Origin of the sequence: Sporosarcina luteola (genome assembly GCF_023715585.1) — a bacterium.
Taxonomy (GTDB): Bacteria; Bacillota; Bacilli; order Bacillales_A; family Planococcaceae; genus Sporosarcina; species Sporosarcina luteola_D.
Window position 1 is genome coordinate 63,274 of record NZ_JAMBOK010000005.1, and the last position, 17,765, is coordinate 81,038.

Annotated in this window: 15 protein-coding genes; 1 reads left to right on the forward strand and 14 read right to left on the reverse strand. The window is 44.0% G+C overall.

The window, feature by feature from the left end; genetic code table 11:
• Positions 1 to 22: 22 nt before the first annotated feature.
• The 12 genes from M3193_RS15635 to M3193_RS15690 form a co-directional block, all read right to left on the reverse strand.
• The gene (locus tag M3193_RS15635) at positions 23 to 1,087 is read right to left on the reverse strand and encodes an LLM class flavin-dependent oxidoreductase (protein ID WP_251629604.1); all 1,065 of its coding nucleotides are present in this window, start codon (positions 1,085 to 1,087) and stop codon (positions 23 to 25) included.
• Positions 1,088 to 1,369: 282 nt separating this feature from the next.
• Positions 1,370 to 2,032: a ribonuclease H family protein gene (locus M3193_RS15640; protein WP_251629606.1), complete on the reverse strand. Its 663-nt coding sequence runs from the start codon at positions 2,030 to 2,032 to the stop codon at positions 1,370 to 1,372.
• Between the two features lie 178 nt (positions 2,033 to 2,210).
• Positions 2,211 to 3,143: a DMT family transporter gene (locus M3193_RS15645; protein ID WP_251629608.1), complete on the reverse strand. Its 933-nt coding sequence runs from the start codon at positions 3,141 to 3,143 to the stop codon at positions 2,211 to 2,213.
• 259 nt (positions 3,144 to 3,402) lie between these two features.
• Positions 3,403 to 3,852, reverse strand: a complete 450-nt coding sequence (locus M3193_RS15650; protein WP_251629610.1) for a YueI family protein — start codon at positions 3,850 to 3,852, stop codon at positions 3,403 to 3,405.
• 90 nt (positions 3,853 to 3,942) lie between these two features.
• Positions 3,943 to 4,881, reverse strand: a complete 939-nt coding sequence (gene arcC, locus M3193_RS15655) for a carbamate kinase (protein ID WP_251629612.1) — start codon at positions 4,879 to 4,881, stop codon at positions 3,943 to 3,945.
• A gap of 134 nt (positions 4,882 to 5,015) precedes the next feature.
• A complete protein-coding gene (locus M3193_RS15660) occupies positions 5,016 to 6,290 on the reverse strand; it encodes a DUF1116 domain-containing protein (RefSeq protein WP_251629613.1) in 1,275 nt (424 codons plus the stop codon).
• Positions 6,291 to 6,337: 47 nt separating this feature from the next.
• Positions 6,338 to 8,083, reverse strand: a complete 1,746-nt coding sequence (fdrA, locus tag M3193_RS15665; RefSeq protein ID WP_251629615.1) for an acyl-CoA synthetase FdrA — start codon at positions 8,081 to 8,083, stop codon at positions 6,338 to 6,340.
• Between the two features lie 92 nt (positions 8,084 to 8,175).
• Positions 8,176 to 9,225, reverse strand: coding sequence for an ureidoglycolate dehydrogenase (gene allD / locus M3193_RS15670; RefSeq protein ID WP_251629617.1), 1,050 nt, complete (start codon positions 9,223 to 9,225; stop codon positions 8,176 to 8,178).
• A 54-nt stretch (positions 9,226 to 9,279) separates the two neighbouring features.
• Positions 9,280 to 10,329: an ureidoglycolate dehydrogenase gene (gene allD, locus M3193_RS15675; protein WP_251629618.1), complete on the reverse strand. Its 1,050-nt coding sequence runs from the start codon at positions 10,327 to 10,329 to the stop codon at positions 9,280 to 9,282.
• Between the two features lie 24 nt (positions 10,330 to 10,353).
• On the reverse strand, positions 10,354 to 11,121 hold the full coding sequence (allE, locus tag M3193_RS15680) for a (S)-ureidoglycine aminohydrolase (RefSeq protein ID WP_251629620.1): 768 nt from the start codon (positions 11,119 to 11,121) through the stop codon (positions 10,354 to 10,356).
• 56 nt (positions 11,122 to 11,177) lie between these two features.
• Positions 11,178 to 12,425 (reverse strand): allantoate deiminase, encoded by a 1,248-nt coding sequence (gene allC, locus M3193_RS15685; protein WP_251629803.1) that lies wholly within the window; start codon positions 12,423 to 12,425, stop codon positions 11,178 to 11,180.
• Between the two features lie 248 nt (positions 12,426 to 12,673).
• Positions 12,674 to 14,329 (reverse strand): PucR family transcriptional regulator, encoded by a 1,656-nt coding sequence (locus M3193_RS15690; protein WP_251629622.1) that lies wholly within the window; start codon positions 14,327 to 14,329, stop codon positions 12,674 to 12,676.
• A 108-nt stretch (positions 14,330 to 14,437) separates the two neighbouring features.
• On the opposite strand from M3193_RS15690, the gene M3193_RS15695 reads away from it, so the two are divergent.
• A complete protein-coding gene (locus M3193_RS15695) occupies positions 14,438 to 15,310 on the forward strand; it encodes an alpha/beta hydrolase (protein WP_251629624.1) in 873 nt (290 codons plus the stop codon).
• 47 nt (positions 15,311 to 15,357) lie between these two features.
• On the opposite strand, the gene M3193_RS15700 is transcribed toward M3193_RS15695, so the two are convergent.
• Positions 15,358 to 16,725 (reverse strand): uracil/xanthine transporter, encoded by a 1,368-nt coding sequence (locus tag M3193_RS15700; protein ID WP_251629626.1) that lies wholly within the window; start codon positions 16,723 to 16,725, stop codon positions 15,358 to 15,360.
• On the reverse strand, positions 16,722 to 17,681 hold the full coding sequence (locus M3193_RS15705; protein ID WP_251629628.1) for a DUF2877 domain-containing protein: 960 nt from the start codon (positions 17,679 to 17,681) through the stop codon (positions 16,722 to 16,724). Before M3193_RS15705 ends, M3193_RS15700 begins: the two co-directional genes overlap by 4 nt.
• Between the last annotated feature and the right edge of the window lie 84 nt (positions 17,682 to 17,765).

A 17,765-nucleotide genomic window follows, 5' to 3' on the forward strand; every position in this document is an offset into this window, starting at 1 on the left:
TTTCCTTCTCCTTACTTCTTATCTAAATCTGTAATTGCGTGTTTTCTTTTTCCCATCGTCCAATTTCAGCTCTTACAATCGGAGCCACTTCCGTTCCTAGCAGCTCAATCGCTCTCATGACGTCTTCATGCGGCATTGAACCGACTGGAACGTGGAGCATGAAACGTTCAACTCCGACATTCTTACGGAGGTAAATGATTTTCTCTGCGACTGTTTCCGCGTCACCTACGTACATTGCCCCTTCCAAACTGCTTGCTGCTTCGAAGGATTCACGCGTGTACGGCCCCCACCCTCTCTCTTTTCCTAAGACATTCATTACTTGAGCTGTTGGCGGGAAGAATTTATCCTTTGCTTCATCTGTTGTCTCTCCTACAAACCCATGGGAATGGGACGCAATCTTCAGCTTTGATACGTCATGTCCCGCCTGCTGCGCAGCTCTTTTATATAACTTCACAATCGGTGCAAACTGCAGAGGACTGCCGCCAATGATCGCAAGTACAAGAGGCAGACCAAGAACGCCAGCACGAATAGCAGACTGCGGCGTTCCCCCGCTCGCAATCCAAATTGGCAAACGGTCTTGTTCAGGTCGTGGATACACTCCTAAATCTGGAATGGATGGACGATGCGTGCCGTTCCAAGTAACCTTTTCAGATTCATTGATTTTCAATAATAATTCCAGCTTCTCATCAAATAATTCATTATAATCCTGAAGATCATAGCCAAAGAGAGGAAACGATTCGATGAAGGATCCTCTTCCTGCCATTATTTCAGCACGGCCATTTGATATCGCATCAACCGTTGCAAACTGCTGGTAGAGCCGTACGGGGTCGTCTGAAGACAAAACAGAGACTGCACTCGTCAGTTTAATCCGGCTTGTCCGTGAGGCCGCTGCAGCAAGCAGAACGGCAGGCGACGAGCAGGCAAAATCTTCACGATGATGCTCCCCTACCCCGAACACGTCCAACCCGACTTTATCCGCCAACACGATTTCCTCCACGACTTCACGGATACGTTCCGCATGGCTTGCGACTTGACCCGTTTCTACATCAGGCGTCGTTTCCACGAATGTTGTAATACCGATTTCCATTATCATTTCCTCCTAATTTGAACAGCAGCTAGTGCATCTATTGTATACCAACATGGAAGTGACAGCTGTTTCAAGGCATCCGCATATCAATTCATGAAAGGGAGCCATTTCAAGCATAACTTCGGAGGCAACTGAATAAAGTTGAATATATGCTTGCAAAGGAGTGATGGAGTGGCAAAATGCAAAAAATGCGGTGCTGACAAATCTCAATGCAAGAATTGTAAAAAATGCAGTTAACATAACATCATTGAAATGCTTTCGTTCCCATACTGGGGACTTTTTTTATTCATTCCCTCTTTCGATTGTTGCTGATACAGAAATGCCATTCAGCGCTTGTGCCGCTAGCCGGTCTGCTTCAGCATTCTTCTTTCGCGATACCAACTCATATTCCGGTCGAATCCCGAGCTCTTTCATTTTCGCCTCGATTCGATCCGCCCAACTGAAGAGATTGCTCTCGATGACCGGCCATTCCTCGCTCAAATGGTTGATGACGACACGGGAATCACCGATGAAGCGTACGGAAAGATCATGTACGTTCAACAGCTCCAATTCTTGCAAACAGAAATGTAGTGCCGCATATTCGGCTTCGTTATTCGAGATTAGCTCAGATACGGCTACGTTTCTCCTTAGTCGATACGATTTCCCGTTCTGATCATAGTAGATGACACAGCCTAAACCGGCAGCCTTCGTGGACAAGTTGAACCCCCCGTCAAAATACACCGTAATATTATGGGGTTCTGTTTCAATTCCTTTCAAATAACCCTTCATTTCCTTTACGGTCCACGAGCTGTCAAAACGATCGATGAACTTTATGCTTTTCGTGCGCCCCGTCCTCTCTAAATCTTCCGCAATGAGAACAGCCTGTGATGCATCCATTTCCTCGGAACGGAAGACGGTTTCGACTCCTTTAGGCGATTTATATGTCCATTCAATTGTAACGTTCATTGCGACACCTCCACTTGCAATAAATGCTGTATTTATGTATATCCAATTTAGTGGCTCCTTGCACATATCCAGTTCCGATTTTACATTATACTTGAGAATAAAAATCAAGAAACCAACCGATTTACCCTATCGGCTGGCTTCCTCGCAAATTTTATACCTAGTAAAAGCACCCACACAATCAGCTTCGCTTGACGCTTCCTGATACAAGGATTGATCCCAAAATGACGATAATTGCACCAATGATGAATTGAAGATTGACCGCCGTACCGATAAACAAAATCTCGGTTAAGATCGCCCAAAATACATACGTATTGTTCAGTGATTGCCCCCTGGCAGCGCCGATTAAATCAATTGAAGAGTAATACAAGGAATAGTTAAGAGTTCCTAGAAGGCCGGCTATGACGATGACCCATACGATGCTGGATGTCGCTGCTTCGAATACTAGAGGATAGCCACTCATCAATGGAACAATGATCACTCCATAGCTGAGGGCGGAAGTGATTTGCCTAATATTAATCGCATACAGCGGCACGACTTCTTTTCCTCTCATTCCCCAGGCACCGATCACACCTTCAAGCCCCCAGAAGATGGCCGCCCCTAATGAAAACAATATCCCAATGAAAAAGGTGCTTTCCGTATCGAACTTCGTTGGCACATACGCCAATATAATAACGCCAATGATGCTCAAAACTACCCCTGACCAAGTTTTTCCGTTCATCTTCTCCTTCAGGAAAAAGAAGGCCAGCACGGCTCCTATGCCAGGAAATATTGATGCAATACTTGCCGCGTACGTTACGCCGGCGTATTGAATCCCAAGAAAATAAAAACTCATTGCCAACGGTCCGCCGGATAATGCGCCCAATACTAAAATAGCGCCGCTTTTCGTCGGAAACAGCTTTACAACATTAAGGAATTCACCTTTACTAATCATCAGCAGCGATATCCAGATGGAAGAGAAAAAGTCGTGCATGAAAGCAGCAATAATTGGAGCAATGATCACAGCCTCTTTAAATGGTGTGCTCGCGATAATAATGCCTATAATAACTGTGTCTACTCCCCACGCTATCGCAGAAGTAGCCCCTAAGCTTATTCCTTTAACACTTTTTTTCATCAGCTTTACCTCTTCTCGAAAATCATCTACCCAACAATCCACTCCTTCTTAATTTGTCTATCATTGAGAATATTATACTTCCCAAATTCGGGTGCCAAATTCGGGTGCCTGTGCAGCAAACTATTCTGACTATGCACTACAATTGAATAAAAAAAATAAAGAAGCCAACCGATTCAACAATCAGTCAGCTTCTTCACGAATTTTTATACAAATAGTTGAATTGTCATAATTGCACCATGCACAGGCACCGACACAATTACTATTTGTCCTGCTTGAAGAGTTTTGCGAGGAGGGAGAAGGCGCTTTTCTTAGTGTGTTTTTCTGGCTCGACGGCGGAATTATTTTCCCTCGTTACAAAAATCTCTTCTTTATCGATTGCATCGTCATATGCGAGGATGAGACCGATATCTGATTCATGTTCTTTGTTTGTAACATATCTGTACGATACATCATATTTGGAGGCGATCTTTGTGTATTTTGACAGCACGCCATAGTGTATATTCCCATTCAAGTACAGACGGGCTTCTCTATTTTCCTTGATGGCCTCTTCGACTTGTTTGTATACTCCCTTTTCCCTCACCTGCTCTTTTGTAAGTGCAATGACAATGCGTTCACGAATTGATCCGAGGAATCTCCGCCGTTCGTCTGGCTTCGTTACTCTCGGGCCATAAATCCCTTGCTGAAGATAATCATCAATATTACCAGACATCGATCTACCTCCTACTCTAACGTACAAACCGTCGCCTGGACTTTTCAATGATATACAAAAGACAGCTGCGAGAGCTGTCTTTTGGTTTTATTATAGAGTTACGCGTGTACCTGTTTTTCCTTCAAGTGCGTCTTGAAGTTTGTCCATTGAAGTGATAACGACGTTTTTGCCGCCTTTTTCAAGGAACATAATAGCCGCTTCGATTTTCGGTCCCATGCTTCCTTTAGGGAAGTGGCCTTCATCCATGTAGCGAAGTGCTTCTTCGACTGTCATTTCAAAAAGGTTCTCTTGTTGTGGAGTACCGAAGTTGATCGCTACCTGCTCAACGCCAGTAAGGATGAAGAGGTAGTCCGCTTGGATTTCCGCAGCTAACAATGCGCTTGCGAAGTCTTTATCGATAACAGCATCTGTACCTTTCAGCATGCCGTTTTCTTCGACAACAGGGATTCCGCCGCCGCCAGCTGTGACGACAATGATTTCTTTGTCAAGAAGAGCTTGGATAGCGTCTTTTTCAACAATCGTAACTGGTTTTGGAGAAGCAACGACGCGTCTGTATCCACGTCCGCTGTCCTCAATGTAATCGATTTTTTCTGTTTCAAGAACTTTATCTAACTCTTCTTGTGTATAGAAAGGACCGATCGGTTTTGTTGGGTTAGCGAAAGCCGGATCATCCTGGGAAACAACCGATTGTGTAACGATTGTCGCCACTGGACGTTGGATGTTACGCTCTACCATTTTGTTTCTGAATGCTTGTTGGATCAAGTACCCGAGGTTCCCTTGCGTTTCAGCATCCAATACATCAAGTGGGAAAGCTGGAACGACAGATTCCGCCATTTGGTTTTTAATTAATGAATTCCCTACTTGCGGACCGTTTCCGTGTGTGATGACAACTGTATTTCCTTGTTCGATCAAATCAAGAACAGGTTCACAGCTCTCATTAATGTTTTGGATCTGCTCTTCGAGTGTTCCTTTTTGGCCTTCTTTAATGATGGCGTTTCCACCGATCGCTAATACAACTTTTTTACTCATTGATAACTCTCCTTTGATTAAGAAAAAATATACCGCATATCAAGTCAAACTGTTGGAGAAATAAAGCTCCCTTATTTTATCACAGAAAAGAGGAGAGGAACTAGCTTATAACCATTCCTCTCCACATAAAATCATTATTCCGCTTCGATTAGACCAAGCTTCACTGCGTAAGCATCGATCGCTTTTTCAAAGGCAGCTAATGGAGCACGAACAGTACCTGCACCGATTTGGCCAACGCCAGCTTCTTTGTGAGCGATACCTGTGTTGATGATCGGCTCGATACCAGTTTCAACGACTTTACGTGCATCGATTCCTAGGCAAGAACCTTTAAAGTCCCATGTAGGAATTGAGAAGTTCGGGTTGTGATCGATACAAATATCCATCATATCGTTACTTGTATTAACAGCATCGTCCATACCGCCGGCACCTACGAAACGTGTAACACCAGGAGCAGCGATCATTGCAAATCCACCAACACCGAATGTTTCAGTGATTGCACTGTCACCCATGTCTTTACAAGCCATGTCTTGATCGTATCCTGTGAAGAATAGACCTTGTGGCGTGTTAACCGGTGCTGTGAACCATTGGTCGCCCATTCCTGCGATACGGATTCCGAACTCATGTCCGTTACGGCACATTGCTGTTACTACTGTACCATGTTGGATTTGTCTAGCTGAGTCCATTACCGCTTTCGTTGAAGCCATTGCAATGTTCAAGAAGTACTGATCTGTGTCAGCAAGGAATTGGATAACATCTTGCTTATCTTTTTCGTCTACATCTGTTTGTAGGATGTATGGAACGATATCTTTTAGGAAGATCAATGAGCCGGCAATATTACGTTGGTGGAACTCGTCACCCATTGTAATTGCTCTAGCCATCATAACGTTGACGTTTAGGCCGTCACCTTTAATATGAAGCGCTTTGGATAGTGTTGGACCAAGCACATCTCGGAACCAGTTTAGACGGTTGATAACTTCCTCTGAGTACGCACCGAAACGAAGTACTGCACCGATTCCTTCGTTCATTGTGCAATATGCGCGATTTCCGCCGTCGCGGTTTTCCGCAACTAAGACCGGCATGCTTCCGGAAGTGATTCCACCCATTGGACCTACTGCATTCACATGGTGGCAAGGAATGAATTCAACTTCACCGTTTTCAAGCATTGTACGTGCGTCGTCAGCGTTTGTCGCCCAACCTTCGAACAATGCAGCACCGATACAAGATCCTTGCATTGGGCTTGTCATATTTTCCCATTTAATAGGCGGGCCAGCATGAAGTAATACTTTCCCGTTTAACTCTTCAATAACAGATTTCGCTGGAACTACATCAATTAAGAATGGTGCGCCAGATACAACTTTATCGATAACCGCTCGGTTTGCTTCATCAATCGTTTTAAATTGTCCGTACATTTGGTTTCCTCCTGAAAAATCAATATTTCCTCACTACACTTTTGGTATTACTTAAGTAGGCTCAAGATTTTACGCAATCTTGGATTTCCGCCTGCAACTGGACGCCAGTCATATTGAACAACTCTGCCGCCGTTTGCTGTAACCGATTTCGTGAAGCTCTTCAATCCAACGTTAACTACGCTAGGTTTTTCATTCAATAGCTTCTCGATTGCTTCTGAAACTGTGAACTCAACAGTCTTCGTCTCTTTTGCAGGAACAACTTCTTTAGTTCCTTCTTCAACTTGAATGCCAAGCATTGCTAGAGCAGTCAATGTCGCTTGGTTATTGCTGTCGCGGATAATAACTCCTGCTTCTGCAAGTTTCGCTTTTTGCTCATCGATGCCTTGTGGGTCTTGATCCGTACCGCAAACTGTAGCAACGAAGTAAACGTTTCTGCCGTTTGCTTTTGTTTCGTTTTGGATCTTCTCGATGCCTGGAAGCAATGCGCCTGCCATATCGTCATGTGCACCGTAACCAAGAACAACATCAAATAGGATGACTGCTGTTGATTCATCTTGTGCAGCTTTTTGGAAGAACTTGATTCTTGTATCCGGATCGATCATTGGGTGCGGTTTTCCTTGTGTGTAAATATCGTCACCAAGGTCGATAATTTCGAAACCGTCAGCATTTAGAAGGTAGCCCGCTTGGTCGTGGTCAGTTTCTCCAAGATTCAAGCCTCTGCTGATCAATGTAGCTGCTTCATATCCAAGCGTACCGCCTGAATAAAGACCTTTAATTGTTTTCTGTTCAGGTTTCAAGTCTACAGCAGGTACTTCGTCTTCAAGGTGATTGTAATTTGATTTGATTTCGTTGCCTTTTACTAGATCTACAGCAAGTGCAGCTGTCTCTTCAAGTGTGTTTGCATAGTACACATTTCCTTCATGGTTATGCGGTTCTTCTCCAAGGAAGATTGCAACAACCGGTTTTGAAATGCTGTGTAGCAATTCGACAACTTGGTCACGAACTTCTTTTGCAGGTGGCTTAGAAATAAGTGTGATGACTTCTGTTTGATTATGTTGTGCCAATGCTTTCAAGCCGTCCAACATTGTAATTGCACCGATTTTGTCAGAAAGGTCGCGGCCGCCCGTACCGATTGCGTGGCTTACCCCTGCACCTAGACGGTCAATTTCAGTCGTAACTTCTTGGATACCTGTACCAGAAGCTCCGATTACGCCGATTTTTCCTGTTTTCACTACGTTTGCGAATGCAAGTGGAACACCGGAAACGATAACTGTACCAGCGTCAGGACCCATTACGAGAAGACCTTTTTCATGCGCCTTTTCTTTGATGCGTCGCTCATCTTCAATCGTTACGTTGTCACTGAAAATCATGACGTGCATATCGCGGTCAAGCGCTTTTTCCGCTTCTTCAGCAGCATATTGACCTGGTGTAGAGATAATAGCAATATTTGCATCAGGAAGTGCATTTACAGCTTTGTCCCAAGAGTTAACCGTTTCAAAAGCTTCTTTACCAGCGCTGATTGCTTGGTTGCTTAGATAGTTATCGATTTCCTCGAGTACTTCTTCAATTTTCTCTTCCTGTTCCGTGTCTACAACGATACACATGTCATTTGAAGCGGCACTATCTAGTTCTTCAGTGTAAAGATCCGCAGCTTTGAGGATATCCTTGTTAGCAGGTGTTCCCATCATAATTTGAACCTTAGTAATGCCTTCCATTGTTGAAATTTTATTCGTGAGAAGCATTAGGTTAACTGAATCCTGATATGAATTCTGTTTGACAATCGTATAAAGCATGTTTTCACGCACCTCTTAAATTATTTTTTTGTAAAATCCGCACAGAAAAGTGGGTGGCCACTCAAGATGACCACCCTTTTTATCAAAAAGTCTTACTTAGCAAAAGGGCTTTTATTATCAAACGCATTGTTATGAATTACATCTGATACTAAATATTCGTATATGTGATCTACAATTTCAATACCGTTTTCCTCATACTGCTTCTCCCTTTCGGCACTTCTTTGTCCAGGGTAGGAAACATGATCGAAACCAGGAGCCGGCTTGATGTTATTGAGATCTTGCATCGTTGTCGCAATGCTTTCTTGGAATGAGCCTAATCCTGTAAAGAATTCCGGATTGATGACAATGTGGAGCTGTCCAAGATTTCGATATTCGGTGAGATCATGGTACATGGAGGACACTTTGTTTCCAAAAGGAAGTCCAAGCAGGATCCCGGATAAGACGTCCACCATCATCATGAGTCCGTATCCTTTTGGTCCAGCTATCGGTACCAATGCATTCACTTTAAATGGATCAGTAGTCGGGTGACCTTCACTGTCAACTGCCCATGTATCAGGAATGGATTCGTTTTTTGAACGTGCATGGAGAATTTTCCCCCAAGCTTGAACGGTTGTTGCCATATCAAATGTAATATTCTTACCGTCTTTGCCTGGTGCCGCAAATGCGATCGGATTTGTTCCGTAATAAGGCTCTGCTCCGCCAAAAGGAACGACCATCGGATCGGATTGACAAACTGAAATGCCGATCAAATTCTCATTTGCTGCTTGTTGAACAAAGTAGGAGAGTGCGCCGCTGTGACCGATTCTTCTCACGCCGACAACAGCAACTCCGTTTTCTTTGGCCATTTGAATTGCTTCGTCCATCGCCAATTTCGCAGCAACATGCCCTACACCGTTATCACCATCAAAAATGGCAGTAACAGGACCTGTCTTTTCAAACTTGAATTCAGGATTGGCATTCAGTCCGCCTTTAGCAATTCGCTCTGCGTAATACTCGACACGCATTGCCCCGTGAGAATGGACTCCCCTGGCATCTGCGTGAACGAGCACGTCGGCAACTCCGCGCGCATGATCCTCAGTCAATCCCGCTTTATGCAGCTTTGTTGTAATCAACTCGTTCAACTGCTCACTACTTACTCTCATTCCGCTCACCCCTATTAAGTTTTACACTGATGCTCTCTATTTAAAGAATGGATATCATTCAGCGAATGGGTTCTTATGGTCATATTGGTTATTATGGATGACATCGGATTTTAGATACTCATAAATATCATCTACAATCTCGATTCCATTTTCCTTATAATCCTCAATGACTACATCATTGTTTTGACCCGGGTAAAGGACTTTTGAAAAGCCTGGTGCCGGTTTGATTCCATTCAGGTCGTCCATCGTTTGTTTAATGTCATCTTTGAAAGATGTCAAACCTGTAAAGAATGCTGGATTGATGACAATATGAAGTTGTCCAAGCTTGCGGTATTCCGCCAAATCTTCGTACATTGACGAAACTTTATTGCCGAATGGAAGTCCGAGAAGGATGCCCGATAGAACATCCACCATCATTGCAAGGCCATACCCTTTAGGGCCCGAAATCGGCAATAAAGCATTGACGTTCATCGGATCCGTAGTCGGCTCCCCATTGCTGTCAACCGCCCACGTATCCGGGATTGATTCGTTCTTGGAACGTGCATGGAGAATTTTTCCCCACGCTTGGACAGTCGTTGCCATGTCCAATGTAATCATCTTTCCGTTGCTGCTTGGCGCAGCGAATGCAATCGGATTTGTACCGTAATAAGGCTCGGCACCTCCGAATGGAACTACCATCGGATCTGATTGACAAACGGAGAAGCCGATCAGGTCAGCATCAGCTGCTTGGTTTGTGAAGTAGGAGATTGCTCCGCTATGAGAGATATCTCTAACGCCAATGATGGCAACTCCACTTTCCTTCGCCATTTTGATTGCTTCATCCATAGCCAATTTCGCTGCTGTATGGCCATTTCCGCCGTCGCCGTGGAATATACCTGTTGCCGGGCCAGTTTTTTCAAATCTAAAGTCCGGGTTTGTGTTCATTCCACCTTTGGCGATTCGTTCAGCATAATATTCCACGCGCATTGCGCCATGGGAGTGAATGCCTCTCTCGTCGGCAAACGTTAACACGTCTGCCGCGACATCAGCATGTTCTTCATTTAGGCCAGCCTTTTCAAGCTTTGTTTTAATTAGACCTTTTAAGTCGTCTCTGCTTACTCTCATCTTGACACCTCTTTACTGGGGCTATTATAGTGATGCATCCCGATTACAATCTTTGGAATAAACATACGTCAAAGGCTCTCTGCCAACCGCATAAGCTGCTTGGTGGACATATGGCGCCATGAAGATGTAATCGCCTTTTTTAACTGGAATCCATTCATTATCCAAGTTGTACATACCTTCACCTGATAGCAGGTACGCGCCGTGACCTTGATAATGTGTTTCTACGAATGGATGGCTTGCTGCTGGATCGAATGAAAGAATGTGGAAGTTCATATCGAATTCAAGATCCAACGGTAATAGATCTTTCAGGTGAACGTTATGCATATCGTCATAGTCCATGTACTCGATGTCATTTGCATGGCCGGAAACTACCCATGGCTTGCGTCCGTCTTTCAATGGAATATGCTTTTGCTTGTAAAGGAATAAGCGGGAATCGCCTGACTCCATATTTTCCAAATACATTTTCACGCCTGGAGGGCAATATAGGTAGCCGCTCTCTTCAAGAATGAACTCTTGATCGTCAGCTTTCGCTTTCACTTTTCCGCTAATTACATAAACAAAGCACTGTACGTCTTCTTCACCGCAGAAACCTTCGCTGTTCTTGCCGCCTTCATGCATTGTAACCATGTAGTCGACAAAGCCTGCGCCTAGTTTCGGTGAAGCTAAAATGGAGATTCTGCAATTTTCAAATCCAGGGATGACGTTGTTCACTAATCCTTCTGGAGCAATTAGTGCATATTGTCCTGGTTTAATAATTGACCTGCTTGAAAGTATATCTTTTGGATAACCCATCTTTACATTCTCCTCTGTTTTTTATATTTCCGGGCGTACACCCATTTGAGAAAAATTTACTCTTTATAGCCCAACTCATAAAGTGCACCAATCAGTGCTTTAACGCCTTCTGCCAAATCTGCGGGCTCGGTAAATTCAGCTGGATTGTGGCTGATTCCTTTCAGACTCGGAACGAACAGCATAGCTGTCGGCACGATAGGAGCAAAGATTTGGGAATCATGACCCGCTCCACTATGCATCACTTTATAATTGAGGCCGTTTTCTTTACATTGTTTTTCAATGAGCTCAACAACTCTTTGATCCATTGGAACCGGATCTTCATCCATCCATAGATCAATGTTCATTTCAACTCCATGCTCATTGGAGATTTCCTGCATTCTGGCCGTCATTTGTTCAGTAAATGAAACGATCGCTTCTTTTGCAGTATGTCGTACATCGATCGTGAAAATCGCTTTTCCCGGAACGACGTTTACGATGTTCGGGTACGCTTCAATCTTTCCGACAGTCGTCACTAGCGGATCCCCGATTTTTCTAGCCATTGAAATAATTTCATGGATCATATGGCTGGCCGCAAACATGGCATCTTTCCGATACCCCATCGGCGTCGTTCCCGCATGATTAGCTTCACCTGTAATCTCAACCGTATACCGTCTTTGTCCAACAATGTTATTCACTACACCAATTGCCGTTTTCTCGGTTTCCAAAACACTGCCTTGTTCTACGTGAACTTCGACGAATGCCGTCAAATCCTTGCGTGGACCATTCGACTCTTCCTTAAAACGGAAGCCTGCATTTTTCATTGCGTCAACAAACGGGACACCATCGAAGTCTTTAATTGTTTCCACTTCTGCTTGTTTGGCTAAGCCGACGATGTTTTTGGATCCCCAGAATGAATATGGGAAACGGCTGCCTTCCTCTTCTGCCATTGAAACGACTTCAATGTTTCTGACTGGTTGACCGAAATGCTTCTTCAAATACTTCAACGCAATGATGCCGGCGACGATGCCGTAAGCTCCGTCATAGCGTCCGCCGTTTGTTACAGTATCCACATGGGAGCCTGTCAACACAGTTTCGTTTGCGTTCTTCCCTTTTAGAGTACCGTACAGATTTCCAACTTCATCAAAACGAGCTTCAAGTCCTTCGTTTTCCATCCAGTCTTTCAAAGCGTGTTGACCTTCAACCCACTCTTTTGTATAGAGTAAACGAGAAACACCGCCTTCAGGATCTTTGCCGAAGTCACCGAGCCAATCAAGTCTGCCGGCAGTCTCTTCCGCTAAATCAAGCGTTTGTATAATTTCTTTCATATCGTTCACCTATTTCACCACCCTTTTCCGCGTTATGTATGCTTATAATTAGTGTAGAACGCAATTATTGTTTGTAGTTCATACGGATAGTATGCAATGAATCGTCTTTCATGTTTTAGCTCCATTTCTAATTGTAAGCGTTCTAATCTAAATAGTCTTTAGCGTAATTAGATAAAGATTTAACTTTTGTTTGTCTAGTATGGATAAGAAACAAAAAAAAGAGGCAGCATGTATAGCTGCCTCTTTACCTATTCTTCATTTTCACGCTGAAGTAGTTCATAAATTTTTAGTCCAACCCGTACAGACAGCATCTCTTCAGAGTCTTCAAAATCCATTCCCGTTATCTCCTTAACCCTCTCCAAGCGATAAACGACGGTCTTATAATGGACAAAGAGGAGTTTAGCGGTTTGAGCTGCGTTTTGATTGCACTCTAAAAATGTCTGCAATGTTTTCAGTAAATCGGATTGATTCGCCTGTTGGTAATCAAGCAGCTCCTTAAGGGATTTCGGTATGAACTGCATGAGAGCGGATGAGTCCTTGACATAACGCAGCAGCCGGAAGATCCCAAGTTCCGAGAAAGCTGTAATCGATGCCAAACCGTTTAATGTTTCCCCTAAATCCAGTGCATCATGCGCTTCCCGATAACTTTGCGGAATTTCGGAAATATCTCCTACCGCACTTCCTATTCCCACTTGGACATCTATGTCTTTAGCTTGCTTTTGAATGACCGCTTGAATCGTCCGTGCTGTATTCTTTATGTCATTCATCCATGCAGTATCATTTTTGCTCTCCTTCTCAACTTTCCAAAGAACAATGAAGAGATTGCTTTTATTTGAAATGATGCCGTTCGGCAAATAGTGATGAATCGCTTCATTCACAAGGAAATGCGCACGGTCAGCGAGATCGCCTTTTTGCTTTAAAGCGCCCTCCGCCTGGCGGTTCAGTTTAAATAGCACCGCAGCAAATGCACCAGTGAAGTCCCAACCGATGACGTTCGCTTTTTCATATACAGCTTGAATCGATTGGATTTTCCCGCTGATCAATTCCTCAATGAGATCGTTTTTATACTTCTTCTCCACTTCTGCGACGGCAAATTGCTTCACTAATTCCAAGGATAAGGAAGTCGCTGCGTTTTCGACGGCGATCAAATCCAATTCACCAAGTGATTTGTTTATTTCGCCGATCAATAAATACATTTTGTTATGGTTCAGCGCTTCTATCGGAACGACAATTTGATGCCCTTTCACATTATCCAGTTCAGGGTATTTTACAATTTGGCGATAGTGAGGAAATTTAATGCCTGAAGTCTGTTCGTAGAAATGCACTTTCTCTACCATCTCAAATTGTTCAAGTTCAGGGTACGTCGATACGATACAACTGAAATTCCTATCAAAAAGTGCAACTGGATTTCCAATTAACTTTTCAAGTGTATAAATGATTTTCTCAAGGCCTTTATCAGCGAGAGATAAAGCTGTAAATCGATCATGGATCTCCTTAAAGTATCGCAGTTTCGTGACCTGCTTATTGAAAAGCTCCCCCATGATCGGATACATGACATCGACAAAGGGAACTTCTTGCGGCAGCTGTATGATCGGCATTCTGTTTTTTTCGCCGGCTTCGAGCAATTGATCGGAAATATCTTCAGTATGCTTCTTAATGACAAGAGCACTCACGTTCTTATCAGCTAATTTGGCAATAAAATCCTTTTGTTCTTGCACATTGAAATCCCGAATCGAATAAAGGCTTGTTAAAATCACTTCGCCGCCTTTAATCCAATTCGCGATATCCGGTCCTTCCATGATCGTTACGCCTTCAATCACGTTTTGAACATACGTACGTCCGCTTAAAATTTCAGCATCCTTCATCGGCCCGATCGCCAATAAATCCTTTACTCTAAACTCCATTTGCCGCACCCCTTTCCATGTATCCTAATGTCCTTATCTCGAAATATCATTCTTCTTATTATACAATACTAACGAAAGCTTATCTAACGAAGGAGTGAGCGTGACATCATGTCAAAAACAACGATCATTTATAAACAGAAGGATAACTTCGAGTTGAAAGCGGACTTTTATCCGGCTGAAGAATCATCCCGCCCAGTGATTGTCTACATACACGGCGGCGGACTTCTATGGGGGTCCCGTGAAGATATGAAGAAAGAACAGATTGAGTTTTATCGACAAGCTGGGTTCAACATCTTCTCAATCGACTATCGGTTGGCGCCAGAGTCAAAGCTTCCCGAGATTCAAGATGATATCATAGATGCCCTCGACTGGATCGAACATGAAGGGATCAAGGAATTCGACTATGATCCGAGCAATATTGCGGTCATCGGAAGTTCAGCGGGCGGATATCTCGCACTTCTAACGGGTACGTTCCGGAACAAGCCGAAAGCCATCGTTTCTTTCTATGGGTATGGCGATATTACCGGTGATTGGGCGGTGAAACCGAGCCCCCACTATTCAGCGATGACAACTGTGCCTAGGGAACTGGCCAAAATGCTCGTGTCGGATGAAATCATTTCGGTCGGTCCGATTGAAAAGCGGTACGCCATCTATATGCATGCGAGGCAGCATGGCGTTTGGATTGAAGAATTAAGCGGACTAATCCCTGTCTTGGCAAAAGACGAGCTTTCCAAGTACTGTCCACTATTCAATATCCATCCGCACTACCCGCCTACCCTGCTCCTCCACGGAACGAAAGACGAGGATGTCCCCTATGAGCAATCCGTCCTGATGGCTGAAGGTTTGCAAAAAAACGGCGTTGACCATAAACTGATCACCATTCCTGATGGCAAGCATCAATTTGACGAAGACTGGCAAAGTCCGATTGTACAAAATGCATTTGAAGAAGTGATCACTTTCTTACGCAATAAACTGAAGTAAGCCAAAAGGGCCGAGAGTATACTCTCGCGCCCTTTTCTAATTCATCGTTATGATTTTGATTTAACCGGAAGTGGATCTACTTCATCCTTCTGTTCCGTCTTACTTTCCACACCATACGTATCCCATTTGAAGAAGTTCTCCAACAGCAACGCTAGTATGATTCCCACTAGCAACCCACTGCTTAGCAATGGACGGATCACGCCTGGAATTGTAACAAAATAAGTGGCCGGGAGAGTCATGATGACAACTCCTACGAACAACGGAATTGCTGAACGATAAACGTTGACCGTATTAAATTCGACTTGCTTGAAGAAATTCAAGGAAGAATTCAGGAGAAGCAAGTACGAGACAAACAACGCAGCACTACCGATGCTTAATGGAAGCTGTGAGAAGAAGTGGCCGAGCGGCGGGATAAGTCCCATAATGAGGAACATGAATCCACCAAGCACAAATGGAATCCTTTTAATGATCCCTGTTTGGCTCAAGAAACCGATCGATGAAACGAATGGCGAGTTCGGAACGAGGCCGAAAATACCCGCAATGAGTGTGAATACACCCGTAATGGTGAATGATGCCCTGTATTCCGACTTTGTCGTTTCCACTTCATACATGCTTTCCGTTCCTTTTAATGCGCCGAACGTATTCGCTGTGTTCAACATTCCTGCTAAAATAGTTGTAATGATAATCCCGACATCCCATGCCGGCTTCCCTAATGGGAATAATTCAAGGGTGAACTTTGTCGTTCCGCTAATTGTGCTTTCCGGCTTAAAAATCAGCGCATAAACGATCCAACCGACGATAATCCCGATCAGCAACCCATATCGCCTTATACTTGAAGGCGCCTTCACGCTGATGACGATGATCAGAGTCGCAATGACAATCGCCAATAGGGAAACGGATAAATCAATCTGCGGGTTTACAGCCTGGTTGCCAAAAGGAATCCCGAGCATCCCCTTTAAAAAGATCCCGATCAATTGACAGCCGAACAGGAACATGAATACACCCATCACTGCTGGAGTGAATAACTTCGCTATTTGGGGACCGAGCCCTGTTACACCAATCAAGAAAGTCATGATTGAAACAATGATAATACCTACTGTCAAGCTGCCTCCAAGAATATGCAAAGGCATCCCTTGAGCCGCAGCTGTTGTACATAGTGTTAAAATGACACCCCACCAAAGGCCGGATTGCCCTTCCATGATGGCACGTTTATGCCCAAAGAACGCTTGGATAATACACGCTAGTCCAGTGACGATAAAGGATAGCTGAAGCATATTGACAATTGTCTCTGGCGGAAGATCAAAAGCCGCCCCCACAGTGATTGGTATGACAACGATATTCGTGAAAATAAAAAAGAGCCACTGTAAGCCCGAAATCCAGTTACTTGATTTTACTAACTCCTTGATAACAATCACCTTTCTTTTTTATGAATAACGGCAGCTTTCATGCCGAGCAACATTCCTAGTACTGTATCCGCACCTGATGTGTGGCCGATCTCCTTCATCTCTTCGACAGCCTTTAGAAATTCTTTTCCTCGCTGTTTATCTAAAACATAGCATAACTGCTGGAGATGGGAATGGAATTTGTTTTCAGTTGCATAGAGAAGATATTCCAGAGCGACAAAAGTCGTCCGTTTTTGGCCATATTCAATCAAATAGGGTTTCAATTTCCGCAGAAACGTTTGGTCTGTCCCTTCCAGCGCCGATAAAACTGCACAAATTCCGGTAATGACGTCATCTCCGCTCGGTGTGAGCCCAAGTCCCCTGCCAATCCAATAGTCGAAAACTTCTTTCTCGTCCAACTCATGATGCAAGACAAGATTTTTCAAGTCATTCAATTTATCCAGGACGGGGATTCCTTCTATGAAAGAAGAGGGGTCGACGATATAGTGGACAATCTGTTTTTTTTCATCGGTCGTTTCGGCCAGACCAGTATGCCAGTCGTCTTGAAGAAGCCGATCCGCCAAATACATGAAGTTGTCCTCAAGAGAAGTGAGATCGTAAGTGGAAGGCTGTATTGTATGGTTTGTCCATTTCGCTTCATGTAACGAGAGGCTAATTCCTTTCGGGAAAAGCACTGACATTGATTCCTCATCCCACACAGCTTCCAAGTCGACAGCAAGCAAAGTGGTTAGCAAATGCGCATCCGCTTGATCCAACCCTATTCCGAATGGCGCGATGCCATTCCCCAATGCGCCAACATGGACAAGATGCCCACCGAAGGCTAAATTGAAACTAGTCGTAAATACACTATGGACATGTCCGTTCGGATTTTCCTTCAAGATACGGGAAACTTCATCACTTGCCGCAGTCGCCTTCAAAACAAACGCATCTCTATTACGATTTGAGTTTACATTTGTCGAGCCTAACAATTCCTCACCCCCGAAGCGTATAGCATTCCAAAATATCTGCCTGTATCTATTCTAGTCTACATGTATTCGCTGAAAATTTCATTG